This window comes from Micromonospora sp. CNB394, assembly GCF_000374985.1.
In the GTDB taxonomy this organism is placed as follows: Bacteria; Actinomycetota; Actinomycetes; order Mycobacteriales; family Micromonosporaceae; genus Micromonospora; species Micromonospora marina.
Window position 1 is genome coordinate 48192 of sequence record NZ_KB895835.1, and the last position, 20978, is coordinate 69169.

Here is a 20978-nt window from a genome sequence, read left to right on the forward strand (position 1 = left end):
TGGTGAGCCGCCCCACGGCGGGGCCGGATGGTGGGATCACCCGACCCGGCCTCGCGGCCCGCCCGATAGGCTGAGGCGGTCTGACACGCGCCGCCGGACCGAGAGACCCGGCGGCGTCGGCACGCTCAGGGTCGTCGCTGGGAGGGAGTGCACCGTCGTGGCACTCGTGGTGCAGAAGTACGGCGGGTCCTCCGTCGCCAACGCCGAGCGGATCAAGCGGGTGGCCGAGCGCATCGTGGCCGCGCGCAAGGCCGGCGACGACGTGGTCGTGGTGGTGTCCGCCATGGGCGACACCACCGACGAGCTGCTCGACCTGGCCAACCAGGTCAGCCCGCTGCCGCCGGGCCGTGAGCTGGACATGCTGCTCACCGCCGGGGAGCGGATCTCCATGGCGCTGCTCGCCATGGCGATCCACAACCTGGGGTACGAGGCCCGCTCGTTCACCGGTTCCCAGGCCGGCGTGATCACCACCTCGGTGCACGGCCGGGCCCGGATCATCGACGTGACCCCGGGGCGGCTCAAGGGCGCGCTGGACGAGGGCGCGGTGGTCATCGTGGCCGGCTTCCAGGGCGTCTCGCAGGACACCAAGGACGTGACCACGCTGGGGCGGGGCGGCTCGGACACCACGGCCGTGGCGCTCGCCGCCGCGCTGCAGGCGGACGTCTGCGAGATCTACACCGACGTGGACGGGATCTTCACCGCCGACCCGCGCATCGTGCCGAACGCCCGGCACATCAGGCGGATCACCTACGAGGAGATGCTGGAGCTGGCCGCCTGCGGCGCGAAGGTGCTGCACCTGCGCAGCGTCGAGTACGCGCGGCGCGCGGGGTTGCCGATCCACGTCCGTTCGTCATACTCGACCAACACCGGCACGATGGTCACCGGATCGATGGAGGACCTTCCTGTGGAACAGGCACTGATCACCGGGGTCGCCCACGACCGCAGCGAAGCGAAGATCACGATCGTCGGCGTGCCCGACGAGCCGGGCGCCGCCGCGTCGATCTTCGACACCGTGGCCGGCGCGGAGATCAACATCGACATGATCGTGCAGAACGTGTCCACCGAGGGCACCGGCCGCACGGACATCTCGTTCACGCTGCCCAAGGCCGACGGCCCGACCGCGATGACCGCGCTCAGCAAGATCCAGGAGTCGGTCAAGTTCAAGGGCCTGCTGTACGACGACCACGTCGGCAAGGTCTCCCTGATCGGCGCGGGCATGCGCTCGCACCCGGGCGTCGCCGCCGGCTTCTTCGCCGCCCTCGGCGCGGCCGGTGTGAACATCGAGATGATCTCCACGTCGGAGATCCGGGTCTCCGTGGTCTGCCGCGACACCGACCTCGACAAGGCGGTCCGCGCCATCCACGACGCCTTCGAGCTGGGTGGTGACACCGAAGCCGTCGTCTACGCCGGCACCGGGCGGTAACGCGTCATGGCGTCGCTGCCCACCCTCGCCGTGGTCGGGGCGACAGGTGCCGTCGGTACGGTGATGTGCCAGATCCTCTCCTCCCGGCGCAACGTGTGGGGTGAGATCCGGCTGCTCGCCTCCGAGCGGTCGGCCGGCAGGCGCCTGCGGTGCCGGGGCGAGGAGCTGACCGTCCAGGCGCTCACCGCCGACGCCCTCGACGGCGTCGACGTGGCGATGTTCGACGTGCCGGACGATGTGTCCGCCCGGTGGGCCCCGGTCGCGGCGGCGCGCGGCGCGGTGGTGGTGGACAACTCCGGCGCCTTCCGGATGGACCGCGACGTGCCGCTCGTGGTTCCCGAGATCAACCCCGAGCAGGTACGCAACCGGCCCAAGGGCATCATCGCCAACGCCAACTGCACCACGCTGGCGATGATCGTCGCGGTCGCGCCGCTGCACCGCGAGTACGGCCTGCGTGAGCTGGTGCTCGCGTCGTACCAGGCGGTCTCCGGTGCGGGGCGGGCCGGCGTGGACGCGCTGCACCTCCAGCTCGGCAAGATCGCGGGCGATCGGGTGCTCGGGTCCCGCGCCGGTGACGTACGGCAGGCCGTCGGCGACGAGCTGGGTCCGTTCCCGGCGCCGCTGGCGCTCAACGTCGTACCGTGGGCGGGCTCGCTCGCCGACGGCGGCTGGTCCTCCGAGGAGATGAAGCTGCGCAACGAGTCGCGCAAGATCCTCGGGCTGCCCGACCTCAAGGTGTCCGCCACCTGCGTACGGGTGCCGGTGGTGACCGGTCACTCGGTCGCCGTGCACGCGGTCTTCGCCACCGAGGTGGACGCCGAGGGCGCCCGCGAGGTGCTGCGCAACGCGCCGGGTGTGATCCTGGTCGACGACCCGGCGGCCGGGGAGTTCCCGATGCCGATCGACGCGGTCGGCACCGATCCCTCCTGGGTGGGCCGGATCCGTCGCGCGGTGGACGACCCCCGGGCGCTGGACCTCTTCGTGACGGGCGACAACCTCCGCAAGGGCGCCGCCCTCAACACGGCCCAGATAGCCGAACTCCTGGCCAAGGAACTCACCCGCCCGTAACCCCCGCCCAGAGTCGGTCGATTCAGGCGGCGGAGAGGTGGACGCCGTCCCGGCCGTGGCGCTTCACGGCGTACAGGGCCTGGTCGGCTCGGTGCAGGGTGCGTTCGAGGGACTCGCCGGGTCTGGGCAGGGCGACGCCGACGCTGATCGTCCGGCCGGTGCGGCGGGCCGCCTCGGTGAGCCGTTCGGCGATGCGGACCGCCTCCTCGGGGCGGCTCACCTCGATCACCGCCACGAACTCGTCGCCGCCGGTCCGGTACAGCTCGTCGCCCTGGCGCAACGCGCCCTCCAGCGCCCGGGCCAGCCCCACCAGCAGCCGGTCACCGGCCTGGTGGCCGTACGTGTCGTTGACGTCCTTGAACCCGTCCACGTCGATCGCCAGCAGCGCGGTACGCCCCGGCGTGGCGGTGGCGATCCGCTTCCCGAACGAGCCGGTGTGCCGCAGCCCGGTGAGCGGGTCCGAGCTGGCCTGCTCGCGCAGCCGGGCGAGCGTACGCAGCCGGTCCAGGCAGGTCCACGCCTGCCCGGCGAGCAGCTCGATCAGGTTGACGGTGGTCGGGTCGGGGCGCAGACGTTGCTCGTCGGCGACGAGCAGCACGCCGCCGGAGACCGGCGTGCCGACCGGCACCGCCACGAGCGTGCGCGCGCCGGCCCGGGTCAGCGGCAGGTACTCCTCGGTGGGCGGGTGGCCCGCCTCACCCAGCGTGTACGCCGAGCCGTACCGGTGGGCCCGGTCGATCATGCGGTCGAGCGCGGCCGGTCCGGCCTCGGCCAGCTCGGCCCGGATCCGCGCCTCCAGCTCGCCCGGGGTGCCGGTGGGTGCGCCGAGGCGGGGGCCCTGCCGGCCGGTGAGCACCAGCACGGCGGCGGAGAGCGCCGACACGTCCCGGGCCGCGGCGAGCGCGGCGGTCATCAGGTCCCAGTCGGTCGGCGCGGCGGTGAACGCGGCGGCGTGCCGGAGCAGCTTCTCGCTGCGGCTCTCGGCCGGCGGCCCGCCGAGCGCGGCGATCCGCCCGCCGAGGCGGTCGGCCACCAGTTCGGCGGTCTCCCGCCACGCCGCGAGCACGACCGGCTCGCTCCACTGGAGGTCGAGCACCCCGATCGGACGGCCGTGCGGGTCGCGTACCGGCACACAGAGTTCGGCGGTGACGTCCGGACGGACCGGGAGGTAGTCGGGGTCGGCGCTGACGTCGGGCACGGCGGCGGTGACGCCGGAGGCGTAGACCCGACGGACCACCGAGGGTTCGGCCCGGTGGCGGCCCGGCGGGGTGCCGTCGGCGGTGGCCGGTACGTGGGAGAACACCTGCCAGGCGCCGGTGGCGGCGACGCAGCGCAGACGGTCGTGGACGCGGAGCAGGACGGTGGCGGTCGCCGGTGTGTGCCGGGCGAGCGCGGCGACGGTCCACTGGCACGCCTCCGGAACGGTCGACGCCGTGGGGAGGCGCACCGTGACGTCGCGGAGGACTCGCTCGTGATCCACGTCGTTCCTGCTCGGAGGGGGTGGGGTCGCGATCAAGCGTACTCAGCGCAACCGCCGCCGACCTTCGTACACATGTGCTATCCACAGGCTGTGGACGGCGCCTGTGGGCGAGATCGGGCCTGCGCGGGGAGGCCGCGCGGCGATAGCGTGAGGGCCCGGGCACCCGAGGAGGCGGCCGATGCTCATCGCCCAGCTCAGCGACCCGCACGTGACCACCGGCCCGCTCGCGGCCGACCCGGCGTCCGGATTGCACCGGGCGCTCGGCACGGTGCTCGCGCTGCGTCCCCGGCCCGACTGTGTGGTGATCACCGGCGACCTCACCGCCAACGGCCGGCCCGACGAATACCTCGCCCTGCGCGAGATCGTCGGCGCGTTCCCGCTGCCGGTGCACCTGGTGACCGGCAACCACGACGACCGTGAGTCGCTGCTCGACACGTTCGGCGGCACGCCCTACCTGGCCGGCGGTTTCTCGGCGCACTACCACGTCGATCTGCCGGACGCGACGCTCGTGGTGCTCGACTCGCTCACCCCGGGCAGTCCCGGCGGACGCCTCGGCGACGAGCAACTCGCCTGGCTCGACGGGGTGCTCGCCGGGCGTACCGACGCGCCCGCCGTCGTGTGCCTGCACCATCCGCCGGTTGCGGTGGGCGTGCCGGGCATGGACGCGATGGGCCTGGCCGACGCCGAGGCGCTCGCCGCCGTGGTCGGCCGTCACCCCCATGTCGTACGCGTCGCCGCGGGGCACCTGCACCGCCAGGTGACGAGCGCGTTCGCCGGTACGGTGCTGACCACCGCACCGAGCACCTGGATCCAGGTGAGCCTGACCATGACCGGCGAGGAGGAGCCGGGGTTCGTCGCCGAGCCGACCGCCTTCCTGCTGCACCGCATCGCCGACGGTGGCTGTGTGACGCACACCGTCCAGGTCAGCCACGCCGCCGGGCGCACCTGCTGGTTCTGAGCCGCCGATGCTCTGGTACGTCGCGTACGGCTCGAATCTGCACGCCGCGCGGCTCGACTGGTATCTGCGGGGCGGGTGCCCACCGGGCGGGCTGCGCACGTACCCCGGGTGCCGGGACCGCCGGCCACCGCGCCGGACGCTTCCGCTGCTGATCCCCGGCGGCGTCTACTTCGCCGGGGAGTCGCGGGCCTGGACCGGCGGCATGGCGTTCTACGACCCGCTGCTGCCCGGCCGGGCGGCGGCGCGCGGCTACCTGGTGACGGTCGAGCAGTTCGCCGACATCGCCGCGCAGGAGATGTACCGGCCACCCGGCGCCGACCTGGCCGGGATCCTCGCCGCGGTCGAGACCGGACGGGCGACGCTCGGGCCGGGTCGCTACGAGACGCTGTTGCGCGTCGGCGTCCACGAGGGTCTGCCGATGCTCACGTTCACCGCGCCGCACCGGGCGGTGGAGGTGCGGTGGACCCGGCCCGCCCCGGTCTACCTCGGGATGCTGGCGCGCGGGCTGCGCGAGGCGCACGGCTGGGACGCCGCGCGGACGGTCGGCTACCTGGCGGGCCGGCCGGGTGTCGCCGGGCGGTGGACGCGTCCGGCGTTGCGCGGGCTCGTCGGCACCGCCCACAGCGGATCTCCGACCGGCCCTCCGGGGCGTCAGTCGAGTTCGGACAGTTTGCTCGATATGCCGGGCCGTCGGACATGAACGACCGTTCGGTCCGCGATGGGTGTCCGGCAGGAGGTGATTCCGGCAAGGACGGTTGCCAGCGCAAGGAATTCCGCGTGACATGAGCGTCGGTGCCGGCTCCCTGTCCCTGGGAGCCGGCGCCTTCGACGGTGGCGGGCACCGACAGCGTGCGCCGCGCGGAATTTCATCTGACCGTCATGTCCGACTCGTCCGGCAGACCGGTGCGGGCCGCCCGAGACAGCGACGCTTCCTGATGCCGGCCCGTTCGACCGGGCGGCCGGTGGATGAGAAGCTACCCCGGCGAGGGCGGCGTTCCCCCGGGTACCGCACTCCGCGATCGACACCTGTCACGGCACGGATCAGGGTCGCCGGGCGAACCATCGCCCGGACGCCACCTACCGGCATCTCACGAGGAGTTCCATGTCCGTCACCGGGATGCGACGCCGGGCCGCCGTCGGCCTGGCCGCACTCGCCGCGACCGCCTTCACTGCGGTCGCCGTCACCCCCGACCAGGCCGAGGCCCGCCCGAAGCCGGTCGACGTCCAGTTGCTCGCGATCAACGACTTCCACGGCAACCTGGAGCCGCCCACCGGCTCCAGCGGCACCATCGAGGGTCAGCCGGCCGGTGGCGCGGAATACCTGGCCAGCCACCTGAAGTCGATGCGCGCCGCCGCCAAGCAGCAGGGCAAGGGCACTGTCACGGTCGCCGCGGGTGACCTGATCGGCGCCTCGCCGCTGCTCTCCGCCGCGTTCCACGACGAGCCCACCATCGAGGAGATGAACCTCGTCGGCCTGGAGTTCGCGAGCGTCGGCAACCACGAGTTCGACGAGGGCGCGGCCGAGTTGCTGCGCATGCAGCGCGGCGGCTGCCACCCGGTGGACGGCTGCGCCGACGGCACGCCGTTCGAGGGGGCGAAGTTCCGCTACCTCTCGGCGAACGCGTTCAAGACCTCCACCGGCCTGCCGCTGATGCAGCCGTTCGGCATCAAGATCGTCCAGGGCGTGCCGATCGGCTTCATCGGGATGACCCTGGAGGGCACCCCGAACATCGTCAGCCAGGAGGGCGTCGCCGGCCTGCGGTTCACCGACGAGGCCGACACCGCCAACAAGTACGCCAGGATCCTGCGCCTGCTCGGGGTCAAGAGCATCGTCGTGCTGCTGCACGAGGGCGGTGTGCAGAACGGCGGCGGCATCAACGACTGCACCGGGTTCAGCGGCCCGATCGTCGACATCGCCAACCGGATGGACCCGGCCATCGACGTGATCGTCAGCGGGCACACCCACGCCGCGTACAACTGCAACATCAACAACAAGCTGGTCACCAGCGCCAGCTCGTTCGGCCGCCTGGTCACCCAGATCGACCTGAAGATCGACCCGCGTACCCGCGACGTGGTCACCGCGTCCGCGAACAACGTGGTGGTCACCCGGGACGTCGAGAAGGACCCGGCCTCGACCGAGCTGATCAACCGGTACAAGACCGCGCTCGGCCCGGTGGCCGACCGGGTGGTCGGGGAGACCACCACCGCGATCACCAAGACCCAGGAGAACCTGTACCAGACCGGGGTCGACGCCAACGGCAACCCGACTTACCAGACCGGTGAGTCGCCGCTGGGCAACCTGATCGCCGACGCGCAGCTCGCCGCCACCGACACCGAGCAGAACGCGGTCGCCGCGTTCATGAACCCCGGTGGCGTCCGCGCCGACCTCGACGGCGGCCCGGTCACCTACGCCGAGGCGTTCACCGTGCAGCCGTTCGCCAACAACCTGGTGACGCTCGACCTGACCGGTGCGCAGCTCTACTGCATGCTGGAGCAGCAGTTCACAGTGGCGCGCGTGCTCTACGCGTCCTCGACCGTCAACTACGTCGTGGGCGTCGACGGCACCACCGCGCCGGCCGGCACGCCGTGCGCCGGCACCCGCGTCGTCCGGGGCAGCCTCACCATCAACGGCACCCCGGTGACGGACACCGCCACCTACCGGGTCACCGTCAACAACTTCCTCGCCGGCGGCGGCGACGGCTTCAGCGTCCTGACCGGCGGCACCAACGCGGTTACCGGCCAGATCGACCTGGACGCCTTCACCGCGTACCTGACCGAGAAGTCGCCGGTCTCCCCGCCGGCGCTGGACCGGATCCGCACCACCACCGAGGTCGCCGCCGGCTGACGGCCGACCGCGCCGCCGACGGGCCCCGGAGCGACGCTCCGGGGCCCGTCGGCGTGTCAGGCCCGCGCCGGCTCCGGCGCCTCGGTGGCCGTCAGACGACCGTCCTGCGCGGCGGTGAGCAGCGGGCGTAGCGACAGCGCGAGCACCGAGGCGGCCAGGCAGCCGCCCACCACGACTGCCACCCACACGCGGCCGTTCGCCGCGGCGATCAGCGGACCGGCGGTGACCGGGCCGACCACCCCGCTGATCCCGAAGATCATCGAGCTCATCGCGTTGTACCGGCCGCGCAGCTCGTCGGTGGCGAGCGCGTTGGTGATCGCGGGCATGACCGGCGACAGCATCGTCTCGCCGAACCCGAAGATGGCCGAGCAGGCCACCACGCCGAGCGCCGCGAGCACCGCGTTGGCGCTACCCACCACGCCGGCCGCACCGAGCACCAGCCACGCGCCGGCGAAGACCGCGCCGACTGTGGCGAGTGCACGGGTACGGCTGCGCCCCTCCAGTCGCCGGATCACCAGCAGCTGGGAGAGCACGATCATCACGGTGTTCGCCGCCAGCGCCCACGCCACCACCCGTGGGGTCACCTCGACCACCCGGACCGAGTACGCCGCGAAGCCCACCTCGATCTGCGCGTACCCGCAGGTGGTGAGCACCAGGCCGAAGACGACCAGGCGGCGGAACGGCCGGTCCCGCAGCACCGTGAGATAGCCGCCGGTCCTCCGGTCGTCAGCCTTCGTGCCCGCGGCCACGGCCGGGCGGCGTCCGACGTGCGGCAGCGTGAGCAGGATCAGCGCGGGCGTCAGGTAGCTCACCGCGTCCAGCAGGTAGATCACCTCGAAGGTGATCGGACGGGCCACGTCGACAACCGCGCCGGAGATCAGGCCGCCCATGCCGATACCGAGGTTGAGCAGCGCGAAGTTGAGCCCGAAGACACGCTGCCGCTCGCCTTCGCCGGTCAGCGAGGCGAGGATCGTGTTCTGCCCGGCCCAGATCGCCGAGCTGCCCACGGCGACGAGCGTCATCACGCCGAACGCCGACGCGGTCGAGTCGACCAGCGCCAGCGAGCCGGTACCGATCGCCTCGATCACCAGGCAGGGCAGCACCACGCGGCGCGCGCCGAACCGGTCGATGAACGTGCCGGCCAGCGGCGAGAGAGCGAGTGTGACCGCGCCGAACCAGCCGATCACCAGCCCGGCCCGGGTATCGGTCAGACCGCGTACGTCGGTGAGATAGATGAACAGGAACGGCAGGGTGAGGCCGCGCCCGACCGCGGAGAACAGCGTGCCGAGCAGGATCCGGCGGGCTTCGGGACGGGCGGGCAGGGCGCGGCGCAGCATGGCAGGGATTCTGTTCGGGGGGTACGACTCTCGCGACCCGTTTACTCCTTACACACGCGGTGCCGGGCCGGAAGGTGAGCGATCACACGTGCTCTGCCATGCTGACCCGGTGACGACGACCTGGCGGCACCTGCCCGCACCGGCCCGCGAGATCGCCGAGACGGCCACCGACGCGGTGAACGCCGCGCAGGCCCACGACGCCGAGGCGTACGCACCGGCCGTCGAGCGGCTGGCCGCCGCCGACCGGGCCGGGCTGGTGCTCGGCGGCGTGGTCCGGCTGCTGATCGAGGAGGGGCATCCGGACGGGCTGGACGGCGACGACGTACGGCAGGTGCTGGAACAGTGTGTCCGGTCGGCGGCGCCGTGGTGGCCCGACGTCGACCCGCACGTGCTGCTGGTGCTGCTGGCCGGCGCGCTCGGCGTCTACGACCCGGGCGACGACGAGAACCCGCCCGGCCCGGCGGCGATCGCACGGCACGCGCCGCTGCTGGTGGCCGATCTGCTGGCGGTCACCGGTCGCCCGTTCGCCGAGTACCTGACCGCCGCGTTCGCCGAGGTGGCGCGTACGGAGACGCACGACTGACGGTCTCTGCCGGCGCAGCGGCTCACGGGCTGGCGGCCAGGAAGACGAACGCGGCGAGCAGCACCAGGTGCACCCCGCCCTGGAGCACTGTCGCCCGCCCCGGCACCACGGTGAGCACCGCCGCCACAGCGGTCAGCGCCAGCAGCGTCATCTGGGTGCCACCCAGGCCCAGCATCAGCGGCCCGTCCAGCCAGATCGAGGCGATCGCGATGGCCGGGATGGTCAGGCCGATGCTGGCCATGGCCGAGCCGAGCGCGAGATTGAGGCTGATCTGCACCCGGTCCCGCCGCGCGGCGCGGGCGGCGGCGAGCGTCTCCGGCAGCAGCACCAGCAGCGCGATGACCACACCGACGAACGCCTGCGGCAGGTTCGCCGCGCTGACCGCGCTCTCGATCGCTGGGGAGATCGTCTTCGCGTCGCCGACCACCGCGACCAGCGCCACCACCAGTAGGGCCAGGCTGGCCAGTGCGGTACGCGTGGACGGCGGCTCGGCGTGCCCGTCACCGTCCTTGTCCTCGGCGAGGATGCTGCCCTCCTGGGTGACCGGGAGGAAGTAGTCGCGGTGCCGGCCGGTCTGCACCATGACGAACAGCAGGTAGAGCGCCAGCGAGGCGACCGCCGCGAAGGCGAGCTGCGCCGGGGAGAACTCCGGCCCCGGCCGGCTCGTGGTGAACGTCGGCACCACCAGACTGAGCGTGGCGAGCGTGGCCACGGTGGCGAGCGCGCCGCCGGTGCCCTCCGGATTGAACACCGCGACCTGCCGCCGCAGCGCGCCGAGCAGCAGCGACAAACCGAGGATGCCGTTGCAGGTGATCATGACGGCGGCGAAGACGGTGTCCCGCGCCAGCGCCTGCGTCTTGTCGCCGCCGCTGATCATCAGCGTGACGATCAGACCGACTTCGATTACGGTGACCGCCACCGCCAGCACGAGTGACCCGTACGGCTCGCCGACCCTGTGCGCGACCACCTCGGCGTGGTGCACCGCGGCGAGCACAGCCGCCGCGAGCAGGGCCGCCACCACGAAGATGAGTGGGCCGGGCAACTCCCGTCCCCAGGTCATCACGAGCACGAGCACGGCGACCAGGGGCGCGACGGTGGTCCAATCGGTCAGGCGGGATCGGATCATCGGCGACATGCGCATACTCTGCCAGGAGACACTGTCAACCGCGCGTGCCGGGGTGCATCCGTCTATTCGGTCGAGCTGGGAATCGGGACCGGTTCCTCCAGGCGGGCGGGCAGGTCACGCAGGTTCGCGATCACGGGTCCGGCCCAGCCGGCATCGGTGTCCTGGTGTTCGGTGGTCCGGAGCACCGTCATGCCGACCGCCGCCGCGCCGGCCAGTTCGCCGTCCGCGCCGTCGCCCACGTACACGCAGTCGGCCGGCGCGACACCCAGCCGCCGCGCGGCGGCGCGGTAGATCGCCGGGTCCGGCTTGGCCAGCCCGACCTCGCAGGAGAAGACCGCGACGTCGAAACGCCGCGCGAGCGGGCCGTCCGCCCAGGCCTCGGCCGTCTCGGACGTGGCGTTGCTGATCAGGGCCAGCCGGTGCCCGCACCCGCGCAGCGCGTCGAGGACGTCCAGGGTGGCGGGCGAGACACGGCCCAGCACCCGGCGGGCGAGGGCGCGTCGGTGCGCGGCGGCCCGCGCAACCTGCTCGTCGGTCGGCGAGCCGCCGAGGCGTCCGGCGAGGATCCGCACTGTCTCCTCCACGTCCCACCGGACGAGGCGGTCCCGCCAGGTCGCGTGGTACGCGGAGACGAGCGACGCCGGATCCACGCCGACGACGAGCGCCATCTCGCCGACCACGCGGTCCCGCTCGTCGTCGGCGCCGTGGACCAAGGTGTGGAAGAGGTCGAAGACCACCGGCCGCGGCATCCCGGGATCCTACTGCGACAGTGATCGCCCTGCCAATTCCGTCGCTACACGTCGCCACCCGCCTTGTCACCTGGCTGCTCCGGGCCTGTCGGCTGCGCGAAGCGCAACACGTTGCCGTACGGATCGGTCACTTGGAGCGTGGGTCCGCCGGGCGCGTCCGCGTCGATACCGGGGCGCATCGAAACACCAAGAGGGCACATCCGGTGACCGGATGTGCCCTCTTGCCTCTGGTCGGGGTGGCCGGATTCGAACCGACGACCTCTTCGTCCCGAACGAAGCGCGCTACCAAGCTGCGCCACACCCCGAGGCGTGCCGACAAATAGTAGCCCACCCTCCCGCACGGTCAAACTCGGTACCCCCCGCCCCGCCCACCCGGCAGATCTTGGTGCGGATCAGCCCCGGGAGGGGCGGGCGCGTACCAAGATCTGCCGGCCGGGCAAGCCGAGCGAGCGGTCAGCGGGGGATCAGGGTGAGGATGCTGGCCTCTGGAGGGCAGGCGAAGCGGATCGGGGCGGTGGGGTGGGTGCCGAGGCCGGCAGAGACGTGCAGCCAGGAGTCCGAGCCGGGCCAGCGGTGCAGCCCGCGCGCCATCGAGCGGGGCAGCCCGCAGTTGGTCACCAGCGCGCCGTACCCGGGCACGCACACCTGGCCGCCGTGGGTGTGCCCGGCGAGCAGCAGGCCGAAGCCGTCGGCGGCCATCCGGTCCAGCACCACGGGCTCGGGGGAGTGGGACACCGCGATCGACAGCGCCGCGTCGCCACTGACCGGGCCGGCCACGGCGTCGTAGTCGTCCCGTTCGATGTGCGGGTCGTCCACGCCGGCCAGCTCGATCTCCCGTCCGCCGGCCTTGAGCGTGGTGCGCGCGTTGTTCAGGTCGGCCCAGCCGGCGCCGGTGAAGATGTCGCGCAGCTCCTCGTACGGCAGCGGCACGCCCTCGGTGTACTCCCGGTCGGGCAGGAAGTAGGTGAAGGGGTTCTTGATGACCGGGCCGGTGTAGTCGTTGGAGCCGAAGACGAACGCCCCGGGCAGGTCGAGCAGCGGTTGCAGGGCGCGCAGCACGCCCGGCACCGACTCCGGGTGCGCCATGTTGTCGCCGGTGACCACGACCAGGTCGGGGTCGAGCGCGACCAGCGACGCCACCCAGTCCTGCTTGCGTCGCTGGTCGGGCATCATGTGCAGGTCGGAGAGGTGCAGCACCCGCAGCGGTTCGGCGTCGGTCGGGAGCACCGGCACGTCGTACCGGCGCAGGGTGAACATGTTGCGCTCGACGAGCGACGCGTACGCCAGGGTGGCCGCGCCGACGGCGACGGTTCCCGCCGCGAGCCGGAATAGTGTGCGCTTTCGCATGGCGTTCAGGGTAGTTTCACCGTCCATGAGCACGCTGAAGGACCGTCTCACCGCCGACATGCGCGCCGCTCTCAAGGCGCGCGACGAGCTGACCACCTCCACACTGCGGATGGCCCTGGCCGCCGTGGGCAACGCCGAGGTCGCCGGCCGGGAAAAGCGCGAGCTCAGCGACGACGAGGTGCTCGCCGTGCTGACCAAGGAGGCGAAGAAGCGCCGCGAGGCGGCGGTGGCGTTCGCCGACGCGGGGCGCGCCGAGCAGGCCGGCAAGGAGACCGCCGAGGGCGAGGTGCTGGAGCGTTACCTGCCCAGGCAGCTCTCCGACGACGAACTCGCCGAGCTGGTCTCGGGGGCGCTCGCCGCGGGTGGCTTCACCGGCAAGGCGCAGATGGGCCCGGCCATGAAGGCGGCCCAGGGCGCGGTGGCCGGTCGGGCCGAGGGTGGCCGGGTCGCCGCCGAGGTACGCCGCCAGCTCGGCCTCTGATCCGGCGCCGAAGTAGCGCGGAAACGACGACGGCCACCTCCCGCGCGGGAGGTGGCCGTCGTCGTACTGGATCAGTTGCCCGGTCGTCCTGGTCGGCCGTTACCCGGGCCGCCCGGCCGGTCCGGTGTCGCGGTGTCGTCCTGCTCCGGGGTGCCCTTACCGGAGCTGACCTCGATCATCACCACGCCGCCCTTGATGGTGCGCCCGTCGGGGCTGGTGCCGGCGGCGGTGCCGGCCGGGCACTCCGACGGCACCTTGTTGCTGGAGACCACCGGCTCGAAGCCGGCACCCTTCAGCCGGGACTTCGCGGTCTCGACGGACTCGCACTTCACGCCCGGGATCGAGCGCTGGTCACCAAGGACGATCTTGCCGCTGGGCGGGGTGAAGTTCTTCCGCTCCTTGCCCTTCATGGCGTCGCGCAGCGTCTGGTAGACCGCCGGGTTGATGCCGGTGGGTGTGTCGTGGCCCATCTTCTGGTTGGTCTGCGGCCAGTCCGGGTCGGCCATGATGCCGGCCACCGCGTACTGCTTGGTCATCGCGACCAGGGAGGAGGTCTTCTCCGAGTCGGTGGTGCCGGACTTGCCGGCCACCGGCGCGTCGACGATGTTGCGGACGTTGCCGGCGGTGGCGGTACCGCACTTCGTGGTGGAGGAGCGGTCACCGACCGGGCAGCGCGCGGCGTCCACGGCGGCGCGGGCCACCTCGGTGCTGACCCGCTGCTCGCAGCGGGGGTTGGCGACGTCCAGCTTCTCGCCGTCCGGGCCGCGGATCTCCTGCACCGGGATCGGCTCGCAGTACGTGCCGTCGGCGGCGAGCGTGGCGTACGCGTTCGCCAGCTCCAGCGGGGTGGTCTGGGAGACGCCGAGGCTGAACGCGCCCCACTGGTGCGGGTTGGCGGCGAGCTGCGCGTCGCTCGACGAGCGGAACGTGATACCGAGCTTCTGTGCGGCCTTCACCACGTTCTCCGCGCCGACCCGCTGCTGCAGGTCGATGAAGAACGTGTTGACCGAGAAGCCGAAGCCGCTCCACATGGTGTGCGGGCCGGCCATCGCCGGGTTGGCGTTGGTCGGGCAGTACTTGCTGGTGCCCTTGCAGGCGGCCGGCGAGTTGAACTCGACCGGGTAGTCCGACTTGAACTGCTGGGGCGCGTTGATGTTGTAGCTGAGCGGGTAGCCCTTCTCCAGCGCGGCCACCAGCGTGAAGATCTTGAAGGTCGAGCCGGCCTGGTAACCGGCGATGCCGGGGCCACCGGTGACCAGCGGGTTGACCGTGTTGGGGTAGTTGCCCCGGATCTTCTTCTTGGCCTTCTTCGGGTCGCTGGAGATCTTGTTCTGCGGGTCGGCCGGGTCGTCGAGCTTGAAGTTCCGGTTCACCGCCACGGCGCGGACCCGGCCGGTGCCCGGCTCGACGGCGGCCACCATCCGGGCCGCCTTGCTGCTCTCGCCCAGCTTGTTGCGGACGGCCTTGTCGGCGCCCTTCTGGGCCTGGACGTCCAGGGTGGACACGATGGTGTAGCCGCCGCTCTTGAGCCGCCGCTCACGGTCGTACGAGGTGGCGCCGAACGTCTCCTGCTGGAGCCACCAGCGGTAGAGGTAGTCGCAGAAGAAGCCCCAGGAGCGGGTGGTGGTCTGGGTGCAGCCGTTCGGGGTGCGCTTGCCCTTGACCTGGAGCTTGATCTTCTTGGCGGCGTCCGCCTCCTGCTGGGTGATCGCGCCGATCTGCACCATGTTGTCGATGACGTAGTCGCGCCGGCCGACCGCCTCCGGGTAACCCGCCTTGGTGGTGGGATCGAACGCGGTGGGGGCCTTCACCATGCCGGCGAGCATCGCCGACTCCTGGATGTCGAGCTTGCTCGGCGGCTTGTTGAAGTAGACCTGGCTGGCCGCCCAGATGCCGTACGCGCTGTTGCCGAACGCGGCGATGTTCAGGTAACGCCGGAGGATCTCGTCCTTGGAGAGTTCCTTGTCGACCTGGAGCGCCAGGCTCATCTCGCGCAGCTTGCGGCCGCTGGTGTCCTCGGTCGCGGCGACGACGTCGGCCGGGTGCGTGGCCGAGTAGGAGATGGCCAGGCGGACGTACTGCATGGTGAGCGTCGACGCGCCCTGCCGGGAGGCGCCGGCGGCCTGGTTGTTGACGAAGGCCCGCGCCACACCGTTGATGTCCACGCCGTTGTGCTTGTAGAAGTCGTGGTCCTCGGCCGCGATGATGGCCTTCTGCATGTACGGCGAGATGTCCTTGAGCTGGACGTCCTTGCGGTTCTCGTCGTACATCGTGGCCAGCACCGTCTTGCCGTCGGCCGCGAGCAGCTTGGTGATCTGGGGTGCCCGGGCGACTGTCAGCTCCTTGGGCAGCGCCTCGAACGTCTCCGCCCCGGCCTTGGCTGCGAGTCCGGACATCGCCGCCACAGGGAAGGCCGCCGCGGCGACCACCACCCCGGCCAGGAGGCCGCAGATCAGCAGCGACGCGGCGTTGGTCAGCACGTTGTGGTCACGTTTCCGCATCCAGGTCACCTCGACAGGGTACGCGAGCAGGAATCGGTGGGCGCGCGGGGAACTTTCCCCATTTCCTGCACGCGCCGGCCTCGTTGTGCTAAACGCACGAGCCCTGGTCCGAGGTTGCGTGGATCCGGCGGAAGTCTCGCCGAACTCCGGGAGTGGCGCAGCGTTTTCACGTAGTCGGGCGGGGTAGTCGCGGGGCGAAAGCCCGGGAAGCCGGGAGTGTCCGGAATGATGGATTTCGCCGACAACGTTGCGTAATCGGGCGACTACACAGCATGATGGTGGCGGCGACCGCAGCCATGAGTCGTTTGTGCCGCCCTGGGGAGGCCGGCGCGAACGACCGGGGGAAGTACGAGAGCTGCGCGCGCGAAGTCGGTAGGTACTGCAAGGGGGGACGTGTACAGATGGGCATGATCACTGACTGGCCGTCACTGGCGGCGTGTCAGAACGGAGACCCGGACGCGTTGTTCGTACAGGGCGCCGAACAGAACGTGGCGAAGAGGATCTGCCGGAGCTGCCCAGTTCGGTACGAATGCCTCGCCGACGCGCTTGACAACCGGATCGAGTTCGGTGTGTGGGGTGGCATGACCGAGCGCGAGCGCCGGGCGTTGCTGCGCCGTCACCCGCAGGTCGCCAGCTGGCGCAAGATGTTCGAGGCGGCCATGAAGAAGAACGCCAAGGAGAAGGCCGGCAAGGACAAGATCCTGGTCACCACGGCCACCTGACCGGACCGGTCAGCGCCGGCTGATCGCCTCGCCGATCGTCCGCAGCCCGTCGACGTCGTGCACGTCGGCGGGCTGCGCCGTCACCGACACCGCCGGCACCGCCGGGAACGCCTCGGTGAACCGGGCCGCCACCTGCTCCTCGCGTACCGCCTGCTGGGCCAGCGCGGCGTGCGCGCGCAACACCTCGACGGTGTTCTCGTGCCCGCCGACGCCGGACAGCCGCTCCGCGGCGGCCAGGCTCTCCGCGGCGGAGAGGTCCGCCGCCGGACGGTGCACCCGGTTGAGCACCAGCCCGGCCAGCGGCATCCGCTCGGAGCGCAGGCGGCCGGCGAAGTAGGCGGCCTCCCGGACCGCGTCCGGCTCCGGCGCCGCGACCAGCAGGAACGCCGTCTCCCGGGCCTGGAGGATCCGGTACGTCTGCTCGGCGCGCTGCCGGAACCCGCCGAACATCGAGTCGAGGGCGGCCACGAAGCCGGACAGGTCGGTGAGCAGCTGGGCGCCGATCACCTTCTGCACCACCTTGGAGAACATTCCGAAGCTCGCTGTGACCAGGCTGAACATGCTCCGCCCGCCGCTGCGCGCCGGAGCCAGCAGCAGCCGCAGCATCCGGCCGTCGAGGAACCGGGACAGCCGGGCCGGCGCATCCAGGAAGTCGAGCGCGGAGCGGGACGGCGGCGTGTCCACCACGATCAGGTCCCACTCGCCCCGGGCGTGCAACTGGCCCAGCTTCTCCATCGCCATGTACTCCTGCGTGCCGGCGAAGGTGGAACTCATGGCCTGGTAGAAGGGGTTGGCGAAGATCTCCGCCGCCTTCGCCGGTTCGGTGTGCTGGAGCACCACGTCGTCGAACGTGCGCTTCATGTCGAGCATCATGGCGTGCAGTTCGCCACCGCTGGCCTCGACGTCGATGCCCTTTACCTGCCGGGGCGTGTTGTCCAGCTCGGTCAGGCCGAGCGACTGGGCCAACCGGCGGGCCGGGTCGATGGTGAGCACCACCGTCCGCCGGCCGTGCCGCTCGGCCGCCCGCAACGCCAGCGCCGCCGCCGTGGTCGTCTTGCCCACACCGCCCGCCCCGCAGCAGACCACGATCCGTACGCCGTCGTCGGCGAGGATCTGGTCGACGTCAAGCGGAGGCGCCGCGTCTTCGGAAGGCACCAATCGAGCGTATCGGGCCCGAGGGGCACTCTGCTCCGTGCCGGCCTCAGGTGTGAGTCAATCCGCCCGGACGAGGGTCTGCGCGAGCGTCTCCAGCCCGGCCCGGTCGACCCCCTCGGGCAGCAGGGGCAGCTCGACCAGGGGCAGTCCGAGATCCACCAGGTCAGCCCGGAGGGAGTCCTCCAGTTCACGGCGTACCTGCTGGTCACGCGCCTCCTCGACGAGCCCGGCCACGGTCGGGCCGTCGGCCGGCAGGCCGGCGGCGGCCAGCCCGCGCTTCAGCTCGGCCGCGGTCACCGCCCGCCCGGCCGGCACCGGCGGGCGGACGCCGTTGACGATCACCCGGCCGACCGGGAAACCGAGCTGGGTCAGCTCCGCGACCGCGTCGAGCGTCTCCTGGACCGGCATCTCCTCCAGCAGCGTGACCACGTGCACGGCGGTCATCGGCGACCGGAGCAGCGCGGAGACACCCTCGCTCTGGGTCTTGATCGGGCCGACCTTCGCCAGCCGGGCGGTCTCCGCCGTCACATTGAGGAAGCGGCCGATCCGCCCGGTCGGCGGCGCGTCCAGCACCACCGCGTCGTACGCCCGGCGCGACCCGCTGGTCCGGGTGGTCGCCTCCTTGACCTTGCCGGTGAGCAGCACGTCGCGCAGGCCCGGCGCGATCGTGGTGGCGAAGTCGATCGCGCCGAGCTTGCGCAGCGCCCGGCCGGCGGCGCCGAGCTTGTAGAACATGTCCAGGTATTCGAGGAGCGCCTCCTCGGCGTCGACCGCCAGCGCCCGCACCTCACCGCCGCCGGGCGCGTCGGCGAGGTGCCGTTCCTCGTACGGGAACGGGTCGGTGCCGAAGAGCTGGGCGATGCCCTGCCGACCCTCCACCTCGACCAGCAGGGTGCGCCGGCCCCCGGCGGCCAGGCCGAGGGCCAGCGCGGCGGCCACGCTCGTCTTTCCCGTGCCGCCCTTGCCGGTCACCACGTGCAGGCGGGCCGGCCATCTGCCGGCGGACTCGGCCGGCTGCTCACTCGCTGCCACCCGTCGAGCCTAACCAGCCGTTGGGACCAGCCCTGTCCGGCCGGTGGGATCAGCTCTGTCCGGCCGGTGGGATCAGCCGACCTCGCAGACCCACCAACCCGTCTTCCGCACCACCGTGAAGCGCAGCGCCTGCTCGGCGACCTTCTCGTCGGCGGTGGTCATGGTCACCCGGGCGGAGACGGTGGCCCGGTCCCCGGTCTGGTTGTCGACGGTCGGGGTGGGCCAGCGGAACCGGGGGTTCTGGTACTGCCCGACGTACTTCTGCACCTCGGCGACCTTGGTGGCGATCTTCTCGTCGTCGCGGGCCGCGGAGCAGACGAACGCGGCCGCCTTCTCGGCGTCGCGTTCCTGGTAGACGGCCTTGAGGAAGCCGTCCACCGCGACCTGCGGCTCGTTCGCGCCCTGGCCGTCCTCGCTGTCGCGCAGTGCGAGGAACGCGGCGGTGCCCCCGCCGCCGCAGAGCAGGACGGCGACGGCCAGCACCAGCGAGACGATCAGCACCGCCGGTCGTCTGCGCGGCTGGGGTTCGGACGGGTACGCCGGCGGCGGGCCGGCGGCGGGTGCGGATCCCGGCGGCGCGCCGCCGGTGGGCGGCGGTAGCGGATTCGGGTCGCCGGGCGTGCCGGTGTCGCCACCGGCGGGCGGTTGGGTCATCTGTCTCCCCCGGGTTGCGGCTCCCGGCGCCGCCCCAGGCGACGGGCACGGGTCGAGGTGTGCGGGCGCGCGTCTGCGCGCGTCCAGTCCGGAAGGGTATCGGTCGGCGGGACGGTTGCCAGCCCCGCGTAGGCGCCCCGCCGGACGGAGACGGCCACCGTGTTCCCGACCAGCCTTGTGTCGCAAATGTGACTGGACGTGACGAGGTGTGCGCGTCCCGTTGCCGGGACTTGTCCCAGGATCTACGTTCTTCCCCGATGCGGAGAGCCGGGCCGCCGGACGGCTCCGAGGCGGATGGCGGTGTTGGTGAACAGGTACGACGCCCGGAGGCGACGGATGCGCGACGCGGATAACAGTCCCCGAGCCCAGTTCCCCGGTGACCGGGCCGGACGGCCGGGCGAGGCCGAGGGTCCGGGCGCGTCGTTGAACGAGCGGTCCTACGGCCCGGCGGCCGAGGCGGTCCGGACGCTCCCCCGCTCCGGCGGGGCGGGGCGGGACGAGGACGAGCCCGCGTACGTCATCCACCTCCAGGTCCGGGTGCCCGACCTGGCGGCGGCCACCGCGCTCGCCGGCACCGTGGCCACCTCGCTGGGCTTCCTGGTGGAGCTGGACGCGGGCGAGACCACCGTCTCCACCGCGGACGACCAGAACAACAGGCACCGGGTCTTCTGCGACCTGCTGCTGCCCGACCGCAGCCGGTGCCCGCAGCGCTTCGAGCACGAGGGCCCGTGCGGCGAGCCGCCGAACCCGCCGGAGCCGCGTCCCGCGTCCTGGTGACGGCGGCGGACCGTAGGCTGTGCCTGACCGAAGTCCAAGTCAGGCAAGGGAGCCCTCCTCCGATGCAGAAGTGGGAATACGCCACGGTGCCGCTGCTGGTCCACGCGACCAAGCAGATCCTCGACAACTGGGGCGAGGACGGCTGGGAACTGGTCTCCGTGGTCCCCGGCCCGAACCCGGAGCAGCTCGTCGCGTACCTGAAGCGTCCGAAGGGCTGACCTCCATGAGCAACGGACCCCACGCGAAGCTCGCCGAACTCGGCCTCGAACTGCCCGAGGTGGTGCCGCCGGTGGCCAGCTACGTGCCGGCCGTCCAGTCGGGGCAGCACGTCTACGTGTCCGGCCAGCTGCCGATGGCCGAGGGCAGGCTCCTCGCCACCGGGAAGGTCGGCAACGGCGTCTCGGCCGAGCAGGCGAAGGACCTGGCGCAGCGGTGCGCGCTCAACGCGCTCGCCGCGATCGACGCGCTGGTCGGGCTGGAGAACGTGGTCAAGGTCGTGAAGCTGACCGGCTTCGTGGCCAGCGCATCCGGCTTCACCGGCCAGCCCGGCGTGATCAACGGCGCCTCCGACCTGTTCGGCACCGTGTTCGGCGAGGCCGGCCGCCACGCCCGCAGCGCCGTTGGCGTGGCCGAACTCCCCCTCGACGCCCCGGTAGAGGTAGAGGTCATCGTCGAGGTCGCATGACCCCAACCCGCGATCTTGCGGTTCCCGCCCGGGCAGAAGCCCCAGACGGGGACAA

At 72.0% G+C, this 20978-nt stretch carries 21 protein-coding genes and 1 tRNA gene; 11 read left to right on the forward strand and 11 right to left on the reverse strand.

Annotated features, from left to right (window positions below; genetic code table 11):
• Positions 1-157: 157 nt before the first annotated feature.
• Together C569_RS0114780 and C569_RS0114785 are read left to right on the forward strand one after the other, a co-directional pair.
• A complete protein-coding gene (locus tag C569_RS0114780) occupies positions 158-1423 on the forward strand; it encodes an aspartate kinase (protein WP_018786554.1) in 1266 nt (421 codons plus the stop codon).
• A gap of 6 nt (positions 1424-1429) precedes the next feature.
• A complete protein-coding gene (locus C569_RS0114785) occupies positions 1430-2491 on the forward strand; it encodes an aspartate-semialdehyde dehydrogenase (RefSeq protein ID WP_018786555.1) in 1062 nt (353 codons plus the stop codon).
• A 22-nt stretch (positions 2492-2513) separates the two neighbouring features.
• On the opposite strand, the gene C569_RS0114790 is transcribed toward C569_RS0114785, so the two are convergent.
• On the reverse strand, positions 2514-3971 hold the full coding sequence (locus C569_RS0114790) for a diguanylate cyclase (protein ID WP_018786556.1): 1458 nt from the start codon (positions 3969-3971) through the stop codon (positions 2514-2516).
• A gap of 178 nt (positions 3972-4149) precedes the next feature.
• Here C569_RS0114790 and C569_RS0114795 point away from each other — a divergent pair, with 178 nt between their 5' ends.
• The 3 genes from C569_RS0114795 to C569_RS0114805 all read left to right on the forward strand — a co-directional run bounded on the left by C569_RS0114795 (position 4150) and on the right by C569_RS0114805 (position 7774).
• Complete coding sequence (locus C569_RS0114795; protein WP_018786557.1) at positions 4150-4929, forward strand: phosphodiesterase; 780 nt, start codon at positions 4150-4152, stop codon at positions 4927-4929.
• A 7-nt stretch (positions 4930-4936) separates the two neighbouring features.
• Entirely contained in the window at positions 4937-5629 is a 693-nt protein-coding gene (locus C569_RS0114800; protein ID WP_018786558.1) for a hypothetical protein, read from the forward strand.
• Between the two features lie 402 nt (positions 5630-6031).
• Positions 6032-7774, forward strand: a complete 1743-nt coding sequence (locus tag C569_RS0114805; protein WP_018786559.1) for a bifunctional UDP-sugar hydrolase/5'-nucleotidase — start codon at positions 6032-6034, stop codon at positions 7772-7774.
• A 56-nt stretch (positions 7775-7830) separates the two neighbouring features.
• On the opposite strand, the gene C569_RS0114810 is transcribed toward C569_RS0114805, so the two are convergent.
• Positions 7831-9111, reverse strand: coding sequence for an MFS transporter (locus tag C569_RS0114810; RefSeq protein ID WP_018786560.1), 1281 nt, complete (start codon positions 9109-9111; stop codon positions 7831-7833).
• A gap of 109 nt (positions 9112-9220) precedes the next feature.
• On the opposite strand from C569_RS0114810, the gene C569_RS0114815 reads away from it, so the two are divergent.
• The gene (locus tag C569_RS0114815) at positions 9221-9694 is read left to right on the forward strand and encodes a hypothetical protein (RefSeq protein WP_018786561.1); all 474 of its coding nucleotides are present in this window, start codon (positions 9221-9223) and stop codon (positions 9692-9694) included.
• Positions 9695-9716: 22 nt separating this feature from the next.
• Here the strand turns inward: C569_RS0114815 and C569_RS0114820 are convergent, their stop codons facing one another.
• From C569_RS0114820 to C569_RS0114835, 5 genes are all read right to left on the reverse strand, one after another.
• Positions 9717-10820 (reverse strand): calcium:proton antiporter, encoded by a 1104-nt coding sequence (locus C569_RS0114820; RefSeq protein ID WP_036345927.1) that lies wholly within the window; start codon positions 10818-10820, stop codon positions 9717-9719.
• A 62-nt stretch (positions 10821-10882) separates the two neighbouring features.
• Positions 10883-11569 carry an HAD family hydrolase gene (locus C569_RS0114825; RefSeq protein WP_018786563.1) on the reverse strand — a complete coding sequence of 229 codons (687 nt, stop codon included), beginning with the start codon at positions 11567-11569 and terminating at the stop codon, positions 10883-10885.
• Positions 11570-11613: 44 nt separating this feature from the next.
• On the reverse strand, positions 11614-11748 hold the full coding sequence (locus C569_RS34750; RefSeq protein ID WP_255327272.1) for a hypothetical protein: 135 nt from the start codon (positions 11746-11748) through the stop codon (positions 11614-11616).
• A gap of 49 nt (positions 11749-11797) precedes the next feature.
• A tRNA-Pro gene (locus C569_RS0114830) sits at positions 11798-11874 on the reverse strand.
• Positions 11875-12022: 148 nt separating this feature from the next.
• A complete protein-coding gene (locus C569_RS0114835) occupies positions 12023-12916 on the reverse strand; it encodes a metallophosphoesterase (protein ID WP_018786564.1) in 894 nt (297 codons plus the stop codon).
• 25 nt (positions 12917-12941) lie between these two features.
• On the opposite strand from C569_RS0114835, the gene C569_RS0114840 reads away from it, so the two are divergent.
• Positions 12942-13397 carry a GatB/YqeY domain-containing protein gene (locus tag C569_RS0114840; RefSeq protein WP_018786565.1) on the forward strand — a complete coding sequence of 152 codons (456 nt, stop codon included), beginning with the start codon at positions 12942-12944 and terminating at the stop codon, positions 13395-13397.
• A 71-nt stretch (positions 13398-13468) separates the two neighbouring features.
• On the opposite strand, the gene C569_RS0114845 is transcribed toward C569_RS0114840, so the two are convergent.
• Positions 13469-15898 (reverse strand): transglycosylase domain-containing protein, encoded by a 2430-nt coding sequence (locus C569_RS0114845; RefSeq protein WP_036345908.1) that lies wholly within the window; start codon positions 15896-15898, stop codon positions 13469-13471.
• A 401-nt stretch (positions 15899-16299) separates the two neighbouring features.
• On the opposite strand from C569_RS0114845, the gene C569_RS0114850 reads away from it, so the two are divergent.
• Complete coding sequence (locus C569_RS0114850; RefSeq protein WP_018786567.1) at positions 16300-16620, forward strand: WhiB family transcriptional regulator; 321 nt, start codon at positions 16300-16302, stop codon at positions 16618-16620.
• A 9-nt stretch (positions 16621-16629) separates the two neighbouring features.
• Here the strand turns inward: C569_RS0114850 and C569_RS0114855 are convergent, their stop codons facing one another.
• From C569_RS0114855 to C569_RS0114865, 3 genes are all read right to left on the reverse strand, one after another.
• Positions 16630-17778: an ArsA-related P-loop ATPase gene (locus C569_RS0114855; RefSeq protein WP_026268170.1), complete on the reverse strand. Its 1149-nt coding sequence runs from the start codon at positions 17776-17778 to the stop codon at positions 16630-16632.
• 54 nt (positions 17779-17832) lie between these two features.
• Positions 17833-18807 (reverse strand): ArsA-related P-loop ATPase, encoded by a 975-nt coding sequence (locus C569_RS0114860; protein ID WP_018786569.1) that lies wholly within the window; start codon positions 18805-18807, stop codon positions 17833-17835.
• Between the two features lie 72 nt (positions 18808-18879).
• Positions 18880-19461: a hypothetical protein gene (locus tag C569_RS0114865; RefSeq protein ID WP_018786570.1), complete on the reverse strand. Its 582-nt coding sequence runs from the start codon at positions 19459-19461 to the stop codon at positions 18880-18882.
• 336 nt (positions 19462-19797) lie between these two features.
• On the opposite strand from C569_RS0114865, the gene C569_RS0114870 reads away from it, so the two are divergent.
• From C569_RS0114870 to C569_RS0114880, 3 genes are all read left to right on the forward strand, one after another.
• Positions 19798-20238 carry a hypothetical protein gene (locus C569_RS0114870; protein ID WP_018786571.1) on the forward strand — a complete coding sequence of 147 codons (441 nt, stop codon included), beginning with the start codon at positions 19798-19800 and terminating at the stop codon, positions 20236-20238.
• A gap of 62 nt (positions 20239-20300) precedes the next feature.
• Positions 20301-20456: a DUF4177 domain-containing protein gene (locus C569_RS33195; protein WP_013289021.1), complete on the forward strand. Its 156-nt coding sequence runs from the start codon at positions 20301-20303 to the stop codon at positions 20454-20456.
• A 5-nt stretch (positions 20457-20461) separates the two neighbouring features.
• On the forward strand, positions 20462-20923 hold the full coding sequence (locus C569_RS0114880) for a RidA family protein (protein ID WP_018786572.1): 462 nt from the start codon (positions 20462-20464) through the stop codon (positions 20921-20923).
• The last annotated feature ends 55 nt before the right edge of the window (positions 20924-20978 follow it).